The organism is Psychrobacter sp. CX18, assembly GCF_057396215.1.
This window is the reverse complement of sequence record NZ_JBXYJH010000001.1, coordinates 383,421-399,984: the sequence shown is the minus strand read 5'-3', so window position 1 is coordinate 399,984 and position 16,564 is coordinate 383,421. Positions and strand designations below refer to the sequence as shown.

Sequence of the window (16,564 nt, the reverse complement as noted above, 5' to 3'; positions counted from 1 at the left end):
AAACAATATGGTGGGTTAAATATAAATTAGATTGAAAAATAAATGGTAGCGGGGGCTGGATTTGAACCAACGACCTTCGGGTTATGAGCCCGACGAGCTACCAGACTGCTCCACCCCGCATCAATCTAGGCTGACTATTATATGGATTTGCCAATAGGTTGTCAAGGATTAAAGTAATTTAAATTCAAAACATTAACCAACAACTTTATGAGCACTTAACCCAATAACGTTACCAAAACTTCTATACATTCGATGAACACTTAAAGAGACGACACACTATCATAACTAAAGGTGTTTAGAGCAAACATTACAGAATACCACGCTGTTTACCTGACCTAAGTGTTTATCATAACTGTATGGTGCGATTGGAGGGACTTGAACCCTCACGGCTTGCGCCACCACCCCCTCAAGATGGCGTGTCTACCAATTCCACCACAATCGCGCTTTTAAATAACCCTTCAAACAAGGTATTACGTCCTCACTAGCCTCTTACAAAAGTTCAATTAATCGCTAAGCGAATTAAGGGAAAAGAACCTATAAAATCTAAGACTATAGCCACAATACTGGTGCTACTGTTTATGGTTAGTTATTTAAAGTAGGTTGCACATTCTACTCGTCTTTATTGCTAGGTGCAACCCATTTAACTAAGAGTCTAATAACTAAGAGTCTAAAAATTTAACCGATAGCCTAAAAATAAGAGCGAAATAAAAGTTTAATTCGAGCTTATAGCCTTTTGAGCCATTCTATCTTTTAAGCCATTCTATACAGACAGCCTGCTTTGAATAAACTGCTCAGATTTGAATAGTACTAACTGCTAAATTCATCTTACATTTTGCTTATTCTGCAGGGGCTTGAGCAGGTGCTTGTACAGGAGGTTGTTCAGGCGCTGAAACGGGTGCTTGAGAACTTGCGGGAACATCTAAGCGTAGCTGACTTTCAGCTTGCTTTCGGGCATGAACAGCAAGCGTTAAGCTGGTCGTAAAGAAAACGACGGCCAAAACCGCCGTGGTACGTGTCAAAAAGTTTGCGCTACCCGCTGCACCAAACACAGTACCTGACGCACCGGCCCCAAAGGAGGCTCCAGCATCTGCACCCTTGCCGTGCTGAATCAGAATCAATCCAATCATCGCAATAGCAACAATAATATGGATGGCTAGAATAAAATTAAACATGCTTTGCCTTACTTAATCTTAAGGGTTAAATGACGAGAATTATGTATGACCCTATAAAGGGGTTGTCTATATCTATATCGACGTGTCTGTATCTATAGGTCTATAAGTTTTGTGAAAACTATAAATTAAGTGATAACTATAAATTATTTAATAACTAAAATATCATGATAACTACAAGGACGTAAACGCATCGGCTATATCCATAAAGCTATCTGCTTTAAGAGCCGCACCACCAACTAGGACACCGTTAATTTGTTCAGAAGCAGCGAACTGTTTTGCATTGTCAGGTTTGACACTACCACCATAAATTATCGGTATAGGACTCAAAGACTCATCAAACGCTTGAAGACGCTGTCTAATAAAGGCATGTACTTGCGTAACCTCATTGACACTAGGTACTTTACCTGTACCAATAGCCCAAACAGGCTCATAAGCCACGATTAATTTTTGCGTCAGCTTATTGGCTACATTATTCGTAGAGACATTATCTTCACCAGACTTAGATTGTTGCAATAAGCCCTCTATAACCGCCAATTGATCAGCGAGGACTTGCTGCGTATTACCCGCATCAAAATCAGCTTCCGTCTCTCCAATACACAAAATTATACCGAGGTCATGAGTGGCACAGTGTTGCAACTTCTTGAGTAGTACCTCATTGTCCTCTTGGTAATACTGACGGCGCTCAGAGTGTCCTATAATAGCCCACTGCACACCCATATCTTTAAGCTGCCGAGCTGATACGTCACCGGTAAAAGCCCCAGATGAATCCGTCAACGCTGACACATCTTGACACGCCAGCTTCATTGAACTGTCTTTACTCTGTAGGGACTGTTGCACGGTTGATAAATGCAAAAAGCTTGGAGCGACCATTAGCTGGCAATTTTCAGCCTGACCTTCTTGAGACTTTATGCCGCTGACTAAGTTATCCACTAACGACTGTACGTCCTCAACTGAGGCAGGATTTAGCTTCCAATTTCCGATAACCCAAGACTTCATAACATATTCTCAACTAAATAAATTCAAGTAGCGACGTCCAATTTAACGGTCTAAATATATAATAGCCCTAAATTATATCATAATCTTATGCGACAAATTTAGCCTTTGTAATTCACTAGACACAATTATTATGCCGTTTCTCGCTTATCAATGACTGTCACCCTAGGTAACCCTCATTAAAACTTAGATTAAAACTTTAGTTAAGACTTGTTTAATATCTTATTTTAAGCTTTACTAAGGTATATTTTTATTTCTATATACTATTGTAGCGGATGCCCTTATCTTAATGCCCTTGCCGTAAAGGGCTCCAAAACCTAAGCCTATACCAAAATTATCCCGTACTAAAATTATCCCGTACTACAATCATAAGGGCATGTCATGTCAGGGTCAGGAACTAAATCGTCGTTGTATACGACTGCACAACGTCATGCTCGATCAGCTGAAACATATAGCACCCAAGCTAAAGATTCCCACCACAGCATCGCTAACTCTCTCCATCCGAGTGAATCCAATCCCTCTCCTACAGCAACTGCGACTTATGCGGGCGCTATCAATAATAATGCAGATTACCATGTTACTTTGGATAACGATCCGGTGGTTAAACTTGTTAACAATCTGCTCATTGAAGCTATCCAAAGGGGCGCCTCGGACTTACATTTTGAACCTTATGAAACCTATTATCGGGTTCGCTTTCGCATTGACGGATTGATGCAACTCATTGCCACCCCGCCATTCACTATGCTGGCGAAAATCTCAGCACGTCTCAAAATCATGTCTCAGATGGACATCTCAGAACGTCGTCTGCCTCAAGATGGCCGCTTCACACTTAAGCTTGCAAATGACAGGAGCGTTGACTTTCGGGCCAACTCTCTACCGACTCTATTTGGAGAAAAAATCGTATTGCGTGTGATAGATCCTATGTCGTCTATGGTGGGTATTGACAACTTAGGCTATGAGCCCGATCAAAAACAGTTATTTCTAGACGCTCTACATCAACCCCAAGGCATTATACTGATAACAGGACCGACAGGATCTGGTAAAACCGTCTCTTTATATACCGGACTTAATATTCTCAATACCATCGAAGCGAATATCTCAACGGTTGAAGATCCTGTCGAAATAAACCTTAGTGGTATTAATCAAGTCAATGTGAATAACAAAGTCGGTCTGAGCTTTGCGGCTGCCTTAAAATCCTTTTTGCGCCAAGACCCTGATATCCTTATGGTGGGAGAGATTCGTGACCTTGAAACAGCAGACACTGTGATTAAGGCTTCCCAAACGGGCCATTTAGTCCTCTCAACCCTCCATACTAATTCTGCCTCTGACACCCTGACCCGCTTGCACCATATGGGTGTCCCTTATTTTAATATTGCGACTGCAATTACTTTAGTCGTGGCACAGCGCCTCGCTCGACGTCTATGTGACTACTGTAAAATACCCACATCAGCGCACCGCAACAGTATGATTGAAATGGGCTTTACCGTCGCTGAATTAGATCACCCCAAATATGTCATATTCGAGCCTGTGGGATGTCACCACTGTCATCAAGGTTATAAAGGTCGTATTGGGATTTTTGAGATGATGAAAATTGACGAGACAATGGCACAGATCATTATGCAAGGGGGCAATGCGATTGATATTAAAGAGGCCGCTGTCGAACAGGGGTTTTATGACTTACATCGAGCCGCTATTTTAAAAGTGTTGCAAGGCATCATTAGCGTGCAAGAGATGTCCCGCATTACGGTTGATTAAGGTTTGTAGATTTTACAACTAAACTCGAATACATTTCATTATCTCAACTCACTATTTCAACACCCTCTTGACCCTCATTTCAATACCTTCTTGCTCAACAAGGAGGCTCTATAAGGACTGGCTAGTGACGACTGGGAATACCGACAAGAGGCTCGACTTTATCTATGAGGGCACTAACGCACAGGGCCAAAAAGTTAATGGCACTTTAAACAGCCAAAGCATGCAGATGGCCAAAGCCCAATTGCGCAAACAAGGCATTAAACCTCATAGGCTTAGGCGAAAACCAAAGCCCTTATTGGTGGGAAATCAGAAAATTAAGCCATTAGATATTGCAGTATTTGTTCGTCAATTGGCAACCATGATCAAAGCAGGGGTACCTTTGGTTCATTCGTTTGCTATCGTCGCTGAGTCGTTGGAAAAACCTCTTATGAAAGCATTGGTTTTACAAGTAAAAGAAGACGTAGAGTCAGGTATTACGCTTGCAGAAGCCTTAGGCCGACACCCTCAGTATTTTGATACGCTATTTTGTGCCTTAGTATATTCTGGTGAGCAGTCAGGCTCTTTGGAGACCATGTTAGAGCGGGTGGCGACTTATAAAGAGAAAAGTGAACAACTTAAAGCTAAAGTACAAAAGGCTCTAAAATACCCACTAGCGGTTGTGATGGTCGCTATAGTCGTCAGCTTTATTTTATTGATTAAAGTCGTGCCTGTTTTTGAGGACTTATACGCCTCATTCGGTTCAGAATTACCTGCCTTTACTCAGTTTGTGGTCACGCTATCTAGCTGGGTCAGTCGGTTTTGGTTTATCTTATTAGGTGTCGTGGCGATCAGTGCTCTTGGATTTATAAGCGCCAAAAAACATAATCAAAGATTTGGTATTATTTTAGATAAGTTGGTTTTAAAGTTGCCTATTTTTGGTCGTATTACGTATGAGGCTATTATCGCCCGATTTTGTCGCACGCTTGCCACCACTTACGCTGCAGGTGTGCCAATGATTGATGCCCTAAACTCTACGGCGGCCGCCACAGATAATTATGTTTTTTTTAATGCAACGCAGCACATTAAGCAGGCTGTAGCAACAGGCCAGTCATTAACCGATGCCATGCGGCATAGTGAGCTATTTCCTGCATTGGCAATTCAGATGGTTAGTATCGGTGAGGAAGCTGGTAGCTTAGATGAAATGCTGGATAAAGTCGCCGACTATTATGAAAACCAAGTAGATAATGCAGTCGATGGACTGACAAGCCTTTTAGAACCAATTATCATGGTAGTACTGGGTATACTGATTGGCAGTTTAGTCATTGCAATGTATCTTCCCATTTTTCAAATGGGCTCAGTCATTGGTTAACCGTCATTTAAATGAATAAGATTTATACAAACCCTAGTATGGTCTACCCTATCTTTAAAAGGCTATTAAAGCCCACTATTTTTTATGCACTCTATATTTTTTATTCACTCTATATAAGGCATGTCTATGCAAATTTGGCAATTATTACAGCAAAATCATACCGCAATGCTGGTGTTATTTGCCGTAGTTGGTCTCATAGTAGGCAGCTTTTTAAACGTCGTCATTTATCGCTCACCCCTGATTATGTTTCAGCAGTGGCGAGTGGGATCGGTTCAGCTTTTGCAGTCACAATCTGATATTGAGTCCTCGTTAGTCAGTCCTATTGCCAGTATTGTCAGTAAAGATACCCCGTTATCATTGTCGACACCTGCGTCGCATTGTCCTAGTTGCGCTCATCCTATAAAGTGGTATGAAAACATCCCTTTACTTAGCTGGCTTATTCTCAAAGGCAAATGCTCACACTGTCAACAAGCGATTAGTTGGCGCTACCCTGTCGTTGAGCTGACAACCGCACTATTAACCGTTTTGGTCGTTTACACCATGGGAGTTCAATTACCTACTCTATTTGCCCTACTATTTGTATGGACGCTAATTGCCTTAGCAGGTATTGACTTTGATACTCAGTATCTACCGGATAAACTAACCTTTCCATTAGCAGGCTTAGGACTTGCGGTTAATACGCAAAGCTGGTTTGTATCACCGACACAATCTATATGGGGCTTAATCCTTGGTTATTTGAGCCTATGGATTGTGGTACAGATTTTTTATCTTATCACCAAAAAGCAGGGTATGGGTCAGGGAGATTTTAAGCTATTGGCGGCACTTGGTGCGTGGCTTGGCCCTTGGATGCTTCCTTTTATCATCTTGCTATCTTCCCTGCTCGGCTCTATTATTGGACTCATACTCATGTATAAAGCGAATAAAAGTCAGCCTTTTGCGTTCGGGCCTTATCTTGCGATCGCCGGTATAGTCGCCCTTTTGTATGGCCCTGCTATTACGCAGTGGTATCTGTATTAATGAATCGCTAAATTGCCCACACAAGTATTAACGCTATGATTTGTTACTAAATCTAGAAATTAATCTATCTAAGAAGACATCTCCAAAGGCAACCAATCAAACGCAACCAATCAAACACAATAAGCCAAACGCCACAAATAGTAGGGTCAATGGGCTTGACCGCATCTAGCAATGATAGGTTGTTTTATAAATGATAGGTTGTTTTATAAAAAAGTATGACAGCGTCGCTGATTGAAAAGTATGACTCTATACTTTTATCTTGCAGAACCACCGTTTTAAGGTATTAATATGACACAATCCAATTCTATCCATTCAAATACTTATTCCAAACATCAAACCGTCTCAAAAGATCAGAGCGTACAGAGTGACCGAGACGCCCCTCAAAAATTTCAGCAATTTTATGTTGAAAAACCGATAATAGGATTAACGGGAGGCATCGGTAGTGGCAAAACGGCGGTATCAGATTGGTTCGCGCAAAAAGGCATCGATGTGGTGGATGCGGATGTGGTTGCCCATCAGATTATGCAAAAGGGTAGCCCAACTTTACAAAAGTTAGTGGCGGCACTGGGCGATTGGGTCGTAGATGGCAATGGCGAAATGGACCGTCGCGCCGTACGTGAGCATGTTTTTGCGAACAATAAGGCATTATTAACGCTAGAATCCATCACCCACCCTGACATACGAGCAGAAATCAAAAACCAATTAAGCGAAGCCACTTCCCCTTACGTTATACTTTCTGCGCCCTTATTATTAGAAAGCTATGAGGCAGGGCTGGTGTCATTATGTGACAGAGTATTGGTAGTCGATGTGGATGAAGACACTCAACTTAAGCGTGCCAGTAACCGCGATACCCAGTCGATAGAAAAAATAAAAGCCATTATGGCCAATCAACTGTCACGGGAAGCCCGTCTTAAAGAGGCAGATGATGTGGTTCGTAATGATGGTGATTTAGATCATCTTTATCAACAACTTGAACCATTACACCAAAATTATTTAATCCTTAAAAAATACAAGTCTTAATAAAGGGTCTATTCAACCTTTAAATAAAACAGATCTAAATATTTAACGAATTTCGTATAAATAGCACTGTCGAACTAATAGCGCTGACGGCTCACCTCGTATAACACCATGCCAGTTGCGACACTGACATTTAGGCTTTGGAGTGAGCCATGCTTATTGCCCGTCATCGGTATATAAATTAATTCATCACAGCGCTCAGTGGTTAAGCGGCGCATACCCTCGCCTTCTGAGCCCATGATAATAGCTACTTTACCTGTCAAATCAATATCTGGTAGGGCTTTAGCAGTTTCATCAAGCGCCGTACCATAGACAAACACACCTGCTTGCTTTAGGGCTTCAATACAGCGGGCTAAATTAGTGACCGCCACAACAGGCATGATCTCCATCGCTCCAACGGATACCTTTGCCACAGTCGGGGTTAAGTTGGCAGAATGATGCTTGGGACATATCACGGCATCCACCCCCATAGCGGCAGCGGTACGTAAGCAAGCTCCTAGGTTATGGGCATCGGTAATTTGATCTAAGATTAAAAATAGGGCATTGTCTGATTTGGCCAACGTCGGCAACTCTCCTTCATCAGCCATTGCCAATGGGCGCGCATGTAGCACGACCCCTTGATGTTGCGGACTACCACATAGAGCCGTTAATTTATCTCGGCTGGTCTCTTGAATACTGACGCCCATTTGCTCAGCCAACTTTAATATTTCTTGCAGATTAGAATCGACCTCACCGTCACCTGCCTCATTACGGCGACCCTGCTGTATAAATAATGCCATCGCATCCGTTGGGCGATAATTTAATAATGCATGGATAGCATGGATGCCATAGAAATAAACTGGCTTAGCCATAAAACACCTTTTTTGATTGATATAGTCAGCGAACTACTAAACGGTTACATCGTTAACCTCGTTAAGACTTAACTAGCAGTCCCAACATTTGAATGTTCAGCAGACCCTAATATAAATTATAATTTTGATTTAAACCAATAACAAACAAAGGCACTCGTAGCTAAAACTAGGAGCGCCTATAAAACAGATTACTGGCTTAATAACAGTATATTAATAATCCATAAATAACATTAATATCCCGCAAAACCATTATCCTTCAAGATGGCAAACATACTGTACAATTTGATCCGTACGTAGTGAGAAGCTACTATCGCCAGCTACCACAAAAGCTTGTCCAGCACGGTAATAGGTGTATTCTTTTTCACCCGTAATCTTCACTTCACATTCGCCACTAATGATCTCCATGCGCTCAGAGGTGTGGGTTTCAAACTCATATTCACGCACTTTTTCATCACATGGCAGGATAATGCCAAGCATTTTTTTGCTACCACCTTCAAACAATACGGTGTGACTACTGCAACGCCCATCGTAGGAGATAGTGGCTTTTTTTACGACAGAAACCTGATCATAAGTCGTCGTTGGCATGATGACTTCCTCAATTTTAGTCTACTTTATGATATCTATGGGCTAAAATCAGACGATACTAACCGACAGCCCCACCTATTTTTATAGATGCAATATGGATGCAATTTTATGTTATTCAATCCTACCACAATATTGCTACTATAATTGTGACAAGTCATATACTTTTTTAAATTTAACAGTCATTAAATTCAATTAAAGCCTCGATTGAGACGATTTTAGTCATTAGCAATCGAAATTTGACTGTTAAACTCTCTCCTTTCTCTTAAATAAACATGGATAAAATTTATCAATTTTCTTACACTATTATTTTTGAAATAAAGCCATAATAATACGATAAAAGCGATACAGTTATTGAATCCTTTATATAAATTGAACCCTTAAGCCAAATCATTACTGTTAAGGCACTTGATGTTAAATGTAGTTGCTGTTAAATAAAGGGTCGTTTGCTTTTATACGGTCATAGCGATACGATAGTCCTATCTTTATAATCTAGTTTTTAGTGTTGTTAATAATAAACCATTTTGAGAGTGCTGATGCTAACTTCGCTTACACTACAAAACTTCGCCTTGATTAATCATCATGAGCTTTCTTTTTTTGATGGTTTTAATGTGATAACCGGAGAAACCGGTGCTGGTAAATCGTTACTGTTAGATGCCTTATCCCTATGTATTGGCGGTCGTGCTGATAGCAGCATGGTACGCCACGGCAAAGACAGTGCGGACATTTACGCTCAATTTGATTTTGAGACTGCTGCCGGCCAAAGCACTCCTTATAACAATGACAACAACGATGACAATAATGACGACAATACCGCCTCTATTCTTGATTGGTTTATCCGACATGAGCGTGACTTCGATGGCGAGATCCTAATACGTCGTCAGCTCAGTAGCAATGGACGCTCTAAAGCATGGCTTAATGGCGCACCCGTCAGTATTACCGAGCTAAAAGAGCTTGGCGCTATGTTGGTCAATATTCATAGCCAACATGCCCAACAAGCGCTTTTAAAACCTTTGTTTGTGGTCGAGTGGCTTGATAGTATCGCTGGCTTAAAACCATTAGCTAAGCAGACAGAACAGGCCTTTAAGACCTATCAAAAGCTCAAACGCCAGGCGGATGATATTGCGACTAAAGAGGCACATCGAAATGATCGAATCGAGCTACTAAAAAGCCAATTAGCAGATATTGCCCCTTTATTAGAAGTGGATTATGAGCAAGTCGAAGCGGAGCATGATGAGTTATCAAACTTAGAAGCATTGATGCTAGAGGCAAGTCAAGCGGTACAATTATTGGACAACGACAGTGATGATCCAGATGCCATGGAGCTACTAGGGCGAGCCATTCGACTCTGTGAAAATCAATCAGACGTCAGCCCGACTTTTAGTCAGGTCAGTGAGTCTTTGTATCTAGCTCAGCAGCATATTAGTGAAGCAACCGCCTCATTGACTGATTATGCAGAACAGCAGTTGCCTGATCCTGAGCGTCTAGAAGAGTTAAACGCTTTGATTAGCTTAGGTCATCGTTTATCTCGAAAACATGGCTTACCTGCTTCAAATCTTGTTGAAGAGGCTAAAGAGTGGCAACAAGAGCTCGACTCTCTCATGAGCCAACCAAGCTCAGAATTGCTAGAGGCTCAGATTAAAGACGCTTGGCAGACTTATAGATCTATTGCTAATAAACTTGGAGATGCCCGTCAGAAAGTAGCGCCTAGCATCAGTCAAAAGCTAGTTACCCAGTTACAGCCTTTAGCCCTACCCAATGCTCGCTGTGAGTTTGTCTTTACAGAAAAAGAGGAGGCTAACTATAACGGTCAAGGGAAACATGATATTGAGCTGATGTTTAGTGCTAACGTGGGCATGCCCATGCAGCCTTTATACAAGATAGCATCTGGCGGTGAATTGTCCCGAATGGCGTTGGTCATGCAAGTGTTGTTAGCAACTCAAGACCCGCAAGCGCCCGATAAAAATACTAAAACGGATGATATAAAAGCCCCCAAACCTATGCTGGTATTTGATGAGGTCGATGTCGGCATTAGTGGCGGTACGGCGCAGATTGTGGGTGAGCTGCTTCGTCAATTAGGCGCCCATCGCCAGTTACTTGCGATCACTCATCAAGCGCAAGTCGCGGCACAAGCGCATCAACATATACTAGTACAAAAGCATCATAATACTGATGAGGGGCAAACCAACAGTCAAATTGATATTATCAGTGGCGATGCCCAAGTTGATGAGTTGGCGCGTATGTCAGGTGGGGTGAATATCACAGAAGTAACCCGTGAACATGCTCGTAGCTTACTGGCAGATGTGTCTCAATAGGGTGTATCTGATTGAGTTTTGAGGGCAGCGTCCTCGACCTGCTTTGAAAAACTTGCTTATCACTCATTTAACCCCATCATAGTAGGGTGTACCCTCACTTCGACAATGAGTCGTCCCTTAGTTTAACCTGTTGCACACTACCCTTTTAAATTGAGCTTATACTGTCTATGACCCTTGATAATTTAACCCACCACTTCTTAATTGCTGCGCCGAGTATGCCAGATGAGCGTTTTGCGCAGACATTAATTTATATCTGTCGTCATGACAAACATGGGGTGTTAGGATTGGTGATTAATAATCCTATCTTAGATGCCACCGTTGGTAAATTATTAGAGAACTTAGAGATTGAGATCAATGATAAGTCGGTCATGCATGACTTAGCGCTTGATGGCGGGCCGGTATTTCCTGAGGTTGGCTTTGTGCTCCATACTGGGCAGCCAAATTGGGCCTCATCTTTTGCCATCTCCGAAAATGTTTGTATTACCACCAGTAAAGACATCTTGCAAAGAATCGCGGCGGGTGAAGGCGTCGGTCATTATCACCTGTGTCTCGGTCATGCCAGCTGGTTTAAAGGACAACTGGAAAAAGAGATTAACCAAGGCGATTGGCTCGTGTGTCCTGGAGATTTGTCTTTATTGTTCGAAATTCCCTTTGAAGAGCGTTGGCATCATGCTGCTGAAAAAATCGGCGTTCATCTAGACTTTTTAAGTGATGATATTGGGCATGCTTAATCTTTTAAAAGACGCAATATATGAATGACACTTTAAAAGACACTGTGGATACTACCCTATCTCAGCCAGAACCAATGCTAGCCCCTGAATTACAGACGGTCAAAGACGAGAGTGTCTTATTGGGTCTCGATTATGGGGTTAAAAAAATGGGTATGGCATTGGGCAATACGGTCACACAAGATGCTCGCCCCTTTGATATCTTAGCTATGAACAATGGCCAGCCCGCGGACTGGGATAATTTACTAGGCATTATCGCCACTTGGAAAATTGGTACCGTGGTGGTGGGGTTGCCTCTAAATATGGATGGCAGCAGCTCAATGTTAGCGAAGCGTGCGCATAAGTTTGCCCGACGCTTGGCGCATCGCCTTATGGAGCAGCGCATCGTTGTACCGGTTCAATTATTTGATGAGCGCCTCACCTCAGTTGCAGCGCGAGAAATGGCGTGGGAGTTGGGCTTAATAAAAAATGAGCGTGATCCCATTGATGATATTTCAGCATGTTTGCTATTGCAGACTTATTTTGCGGCTCCAGATCACGCCAAAGACATCCTGACCTATAAACCTGATGCTTAAAGGTTGGCTCTTAATGACTGATGCTTAAAAACTGGCGCTTAAAGACTAAACGTGCTAAACAGTCCTAAAAATCAGTCTTTGTCATTGCCGTTACCATGTTTCGATAGTCCATAGTCTTTAATATTCCGTTATTTAAACCCTTTTAATGAAAGCAGCTTGCCATGAGCCCAGATACTAAACCAGATACTAAAGACAAACGCACTACCCAACACCCAGCGCTTGCAAAAGACACTATCGTTGAAGATGCAGCTAGCCATACAACAGCTGCTCCACATAGTATAGCTGGGTTTCCCCGCTTAGCTATCGAGGCGTTACGGGGTGCTCAAAAGTTAAATAAAGTGTCAGTTTTACTGATCGTATTGGCTATCTTTGCGTTTGTGGTATTTGGAACTCTCGCCAGTTTGAAGATGTTTCATGGCAGTCGTAATATGTATTTATTGTTCCACTACCTACCTTATATCTTGGTTGGGCTAACCATTCCCTTGACCTTATATCAGGCTTTTTTGGTACATCGCTACCGGTTAAGTCAGCCATCCATACTACTAATCAGTGTCGGTGGTGCCAGTTTATTACTGGTGATTTGTTTACTTTTTTCGTTATCTGATTGGTTATGGCTAGCGATGGCGGCTTGGATTGGCGTTGCTTATTGGTTTCAGGCAACCTTCAAACGTTTCTTTAACTTTATTGACACCAAACAGCAGTGAAGTCAAATTTAGATTAAGTTTAAACTGAACAACTTTGAAAGACTAAACGGTAAATATCATTCTTTTAATAAAACCGATGACATTAATAAAACCGATGGCACTCTTATGACAAACTCTAACACCTCATTCGAATCTGAAACGGCTACTCATGATAGCGACGATATCCAGCATCATTTGGACACTCAAGGACTGATTTGCCCCGAACCGGTTATGTTGCTGCATCGCACCATTCGTAAAGCGGAAGCTGGTGATTATATTGAAATTTTGGCTACTGACCCTGCGACAACTCGAGATATCCCAAACTTCTGTCGCCATCTGGGACATAATTTAGTCAAGAAGTCTGAAAGTAATAATCCAACTGGTAGTCCTGATAATCACACCGATACCCTTTATCGATATGTAGTACAAAAGAAAAGAAGCTAATTAAACGTTCAGTTGTTTTTTCTTATGGCTACTATTAATAGTATGCAACCGCTGTCTTTATTTAGTCTATTGTTCTGCTTTAGAGCCGATTTGTATCAACTTTGCTTACTACCACCTATTATCTGTATCGCTAATCTGATAAATACATTATCAAACAGGGGCTTTAACATCGTTAAAGCCCCCTAACACGCTTGTTTAGAAATTAAGATTTTATTAATAAACCCATCTAATAAGTTACTTATTATAAACAATTGTTCATTGTCAATAAACAGTATTGAGTTCATTTTATGATACGATTTAATGACTTAGTTGCTAAGCTCTGTGCTAGGCTTTAAAAATATAAGTTTTGATTTTAAACTCTGATTGTGACCTATCATATTAAATATATAATCTAATAAGGATAAATAAGATGAGTAATAATAACAATACAACTCCCTATAGTGATTTTGATTTACAGTTTATCGGCGGCGAATGGGTAAAAGGTAAAGATGACAGTGTCAATAAAGATACCAACCCATACAATGACGATACTCTTGTTGAAATTCCTCAAGCTACCAAAGAGCAACTGGATGAGGCGTTCAAAGCCGCAAGTAAGGCTCAAACTGAATGGGCCAAAAAGCTACCTGGTGAGCGTACAGCTGTTATGCATAAAGTCATACAGCTTATGGATCAGCGTCATGATGAAATCGTTGACTGGCTTATTAAAGAATCAGGCAGCACCCGTATGAAAGCGGAAGTGGAATTAAAAATTGCCCGTGCAGTGACAGTAGAAGCCTCCTCCTATCCCAACCGTATGCATGGCGAGATTCGCCCTTGCAATACACCAGGCAAACAAAACTATGTGTTCCGTGATCCCGTTGGCGTTATTGCCTTAATCAGTCCTTGGAACTTTCCACTGCATTTAACTCAGCGCTCACTTGCGCCCGCTATTGCTTTAGGTAATGCAGTCGTCTTAAAACCTGCCAGTGATACCCCAGTGACGGGCGCCTTATTATTAGCCAAACTGTTTGAAGAAGCAGGCCTACCAAAAGGGGTTCTCAACGTGGTTGTCGGCGCAGGTAGTGAAATCGGCGACGCTATCGTGACCCATGATACGCCAAGCCTTGTGTCATTTACAGGCTCTACACCTGTCGGCAAACACATTGGTGAGCTTGCCTTTAGCGGCGACTATATCAAGGACGTGGCATTAGAGCTAGGTGGTAATAACCCATTTGTGGTACTAAAAGATGCGGATATAGAACAAGCGGTTAAAGCGGCGGTCTTTGGTAAATTCTTGCACCAAGGTCAGATCTGTATGGCCATCAACCGTATTATTGTCGAAGAAGATATTTATGATACATTTGTCGAGAAATTTAAATCTATGGTTGAGACCATAAAAGTGGGTGATCCAAATGATGAAGATACTTTTGTGGGTCCTATCGTCAACAAAAATCAGGTAGAATCATTACAAGAAAAAATCGCCACCGCTAAAAAAGAAGGCGCTAACATGATTCTTGAGGGCAAAATTGACGGTCAGCTAGTACATCCTTACATCTTCACGGATGTCACCCCTGAGATGGACTTATTCCGCAATGAGATATTTGGTCCCTTAGTTGGTATTGTTAAGGCCAAAGATGAAGAAGACGCGTTAAGACTGGCCAATGATACTCAATATGGCCTATCTAGTGCGGTATTTACCAGCGATATGCAACGTGGTATGAACTTTGCTAAACGTATGGAAGCCGGTATGACCCATATCAATGATATGCCAGTGAACGATGAAAGCATGGTTCCGTTTGGTGGAGTGAAAAACTCAGGTATCGGTCGTTTTAACAGCGACAAAGTGTTAGAAGAGTTCACTAAAACTCACTGGGTATCTTTCCAAAATGAACCCCGCGATTATGGACTATAAAAAATTATTGACTTTAAAATATAAAGTATAAATATAAACATAGGTAAATTTTATAGGCTACACTTGCTCATATGAGTTTTGAGCAAGCCAATCAAAAAGCAAATTAATAAGCCAATTAAAGCAATCATATAAAAAAAAGAGGCAACGTTATGTTGCCTCTTTTTTTGTCGCCTTTATTTGTGGCCTTTGATTTTAATGCTATGCTATATCCATTCTCTATCCAAAATAAAATGTATTAAGTGAGCATCTTCAATGAGTCGTGACAGAGCCGTTCAGCCAAGACAGCCCAAAGCCTTAGCCGTGGATGACGAACCTGCCTATATCACCGAATTTCGTCAGGCGATGCTGTCCCGTGGTCTGTCCACACGCACTCGAAATGCCTATGTTCGTGACTTAAAACTCTGCGAAACCACTAGTCCAAAAGCCATAACCGTTTGGACAGATTTGGATGTGATGCAGTGTCTGACCACACTTAACAAACAAGGCAAAACGCCGCGTACTCAAGCCCGTATGTTATCCAGCCTACGCCAATTTTATCTATGGATGGTGGGTAATGAGCGCCGTGAAGACAATCCGTGCGAGCGTGTTAAAACCCCTAAAATCGGACGCTCACTGCCCAAAGACTTGTCAGAGAGTGATGTAGAAAACCTATTATCAGCGCCCGATACAAGTACCGCAATGGGACTACGTGATAAGGCGATGCTTGAGGTGCTATATGCGTGTGGTCTTCGAGTGAGTGAGCTGATGAACTTGTCGCTTGAGCAGGTCAATCTTAATGCCGGCTGGTTACAAATCACAGGTAAGGGTAATAAAACCCGCCTTGTACCACTCGGTGACTATGCCAGTGAGGCATTAGACGATTATCTGCAACATGCTCGCGGAGAACTGGTGGCGCATCTTAAGTCAGGCAACTGTCAGGCGGTATTTTTGACCACTCAGGGCGGCTATATGACGCGGCAAAACTTCTGGTATATGCTCAAGAAATACGCTAAGCAAGCAGGGATAAATAGCGACCTCTCACCCCATACCCTACGCCATGCCTTTGCCACCCATTTACTCAATCACGGAGCGGACTTACGTAGTGTACAGTTACTCCTTGGCCACAGTGACTTGTCCACCACGCAGATTTATACTCATGTGGCGACGGCAAGATTGCAACAGCTGCATGAAGCACATCATCCTAGAGGGTAAAT

General features: G+C 42.0%; 15 protein-coding genes and 2 tRNA genes. 11 read left to right on the top strand and 6 right to left on the bottom strand.

The genetic code is table 11. From position 1 onward, the window contains the following. Positions 1-43: 43 nt before the first annotated feature. The 4 genes from AC2SLT_RS01645 to tpiA all read right to left on the bottom strand — a co-directional run bounded on the left by AC2SLT_RS01645 (position 44) and on the right by tpiA (position 2,168). Positions 44-120 (bottom strand) — tRNA-Met (locus tag AC2SLT_RS01645). A gap of 237 nt (positions 121-357) precedes the next feature. After that, positions 358-442: transfer RNA gene (locus AC2SLT_RS01640), tRNA-Leu, on the bottom strand. A gap of 394 nt (positions 443-836) precedes the next feature. After that, on the bottom strand, positions 837-1,172 hold the full coding sequence (secG, locus tag AC2SLT_RS01635) for a preprotein translocase subunit SecG (protein ID WP_486545616.1): 336 nt from the start codon (positions 1,170-1,172) through the stop codon (positions 837-839). Positions 1,173-1,343: 171 nt separating this feature from the next. Then, positions 1,344-2,168: a triose-phosphate isomerase gene (gene tpiA, locus AC2SLT_RS01630; RefSeq protein ID WP_486545615.1), complete on the bottom strand. Its 825-nt coding sequence runs from the start codon at positions 2,166-2,168 to the stop codon at positions 1,344-1,346. A 378-nt stretch (positions 2,169-2,546) separates the two neighbouring features. Here tpiA and AC2SLT_RS01625 point away from each other — a divergent pair, with 378 nt between their 5' ends. The 4 genes from AC2SLT_RS01625 (at position 2,547) to coaE (ending at position 7,305) form a co-directional block, all read left to right on the top strand. Beyond that, positions 2,547-3,920, top strand: coding sequence for an ATPase, T2SS/T4P/T4SS family (locus AC2SLT_RS01625; protein WP_486545614.1), 1,374 nt, complete (start codon positions 2,547-2,549; stop codon positions 3,918-3,920). Between the two features lie 124 nt (positions 3,921-4,044). Then, positions 4,045-5,268 carry a type II secretion system F family protein gene (locus AC2SLT_RS01620; protein WP_486545613.1) on the top strand — a complete coding sequence of 408 codons (1,224 nt, stop codon included), beginning with the start codon at positions 4,045-4,047 and terminating at the stop codon, positions 5,266-5,268. Between the two features lie 126 nt (positions 5,269-5,394). Then, positions 5,395-6,285: a prepilin peptidase gene (locus AC2SLT_RS01615; RefSeq protein ID WP_486545611.1), complete on the top strand. Its 891-nt coding sequence runs from the start codon at positions 5,395-5,397 to the stop codon at positions 6,283-6,285. Positions 6,286-6,573: 288 nt separating this feature from the next. Further along, positions 6,574-7,305, top strand: coding sequence for a dephospho-CoA kinase (coaE, locus tag AC2SLT_RS01610; RefSeq protein ID WP_486545610.1), 732 nt, complete (start codon positions 6,574-6,576; stop codon positions 7,303-7,305). 74 nt (positions 7,306-7,379) lie between these two features. Here coaE and rlmB read toward each other — a convergent pair whose 3' ends face one another. Further along, entirely contained in the window at positions 7,380-8,153 is a 774-nt protein-coding gene (rlmB, locus tag AC2SLT_RS01605; RefSeq protein ID WP_486545609.1) for a 23S rRNA (guanosine(2251)-2'-O)-methyltransferase RlmB, read from the bottom strand. Between the two features lie 249 nt (positions 8,154-8,402). Then, positions 8,403-8,738 (bottom strand): pyrimidine/purine nucleoside phosphorylase, encoded by a 336-nt coding sequence (locus tag AC2SLT_RS01600; protein ID WP_486545608.1) that lies wholly within the window; start codon positions 8,736-8,738, stop codon positions 8,403-8,405. A 533-nt stretch (positions 8,739-9,271) separates the two neighbouring features. Here AC2SLT_RS01600 and recN point away from each other — a divergent pair. The 7 genes from recN to xerD all read left to right on the top strand — a co-directional run bounded on the left by recN (position 9,272) and on the right by xerD (position 16,562). Continuing rightward, complete coding sequence (gene recN, locus AC2SLT_RS01595; protein ID WP_486545606.1) at positions 9,272-11,050, top strand: DNA repair protein RecN; 1,779 nt, start codon at positions 9,272-9,274, stop codon at positions 11,048-11,050. Between the two features lie 167 nt (positions 11,051-11,217). Continuing rightward, the gene (locus AC2SLT_RS01590) at positions 11,218-11,781 is read left to right on the top strand and encodes a YqgE/AlgH family protein (protein WP_486545604.1); all 564 of its coding nucleotides are present in this window, start codon (positions 11,218-11,220) and stop codon (positions 11,779-11,781) included. A 74-nt stretch (positions 11,782-11,855) separates the two neighbouring features. After that, on the top strand, positions 11,856-12,353 hold the full coding sequence (ruvX, locus tag AC2SLT_RS01585; RefSeq protein ID WP_486545667.1) for a Holliday junction resolvase RuvX: 498 nt from the start codon (positions 11,856-11,858) through the stop codon (positions 12,351-12,353). A gap of 161 nt (positions 12,354-12,514) precedes the next feature. Beyond that, on the top strand, positions 12,515-13,057 hold the full coding sequence (locus tag AC2SLT_RS01580) for a hypothetical protein (protein WP_486545602.1): 543 nt from the start codon (positions 12,515-12,517) through the stop codon (positions 13,055-13,057). Positions 13,058-13,162: 105 nt separating this feature from the next. Then, the gene (gene tusA / locus AC2SLT_RS01575; protein WP_486545601.1) at positions 13,163-13,480 is read left to right on the top strand and encodes a sulfurtransferase TusA; all 318 of its coding nucleotides are present in this window, start codon (positions 13,163-13,165) and stop codon (positions 13,478-13,480) included. Between the two features lie 409 nt (positions 13,481-13,889). After that, entirely contained in the window at positions 13,890-15,371 is a 1,482-nt protein-coding gene (locus AC2SLT_RS01570; RefSeq protein WP_486545599.1) for an aldehyde dehydrogenase family protein, read from the top strand. Between the two features lie 252 nt (positions 15,372-15,623). Continuing rightward, positions 15,624-16,562 (top strand): site-specific tyrosine recombinase XerD, encoded by a 939-nt coding sequence (gene xerD, locus AC2SLT_RS01565; protein WP_486545597.1) that lies wholly within the window; start codon positions 15,624-15,626, stop codon positions 16,560-16,562. The last annotated feature ends 2 nt before the right edge of the window (positions 16,563-16,564 follow it).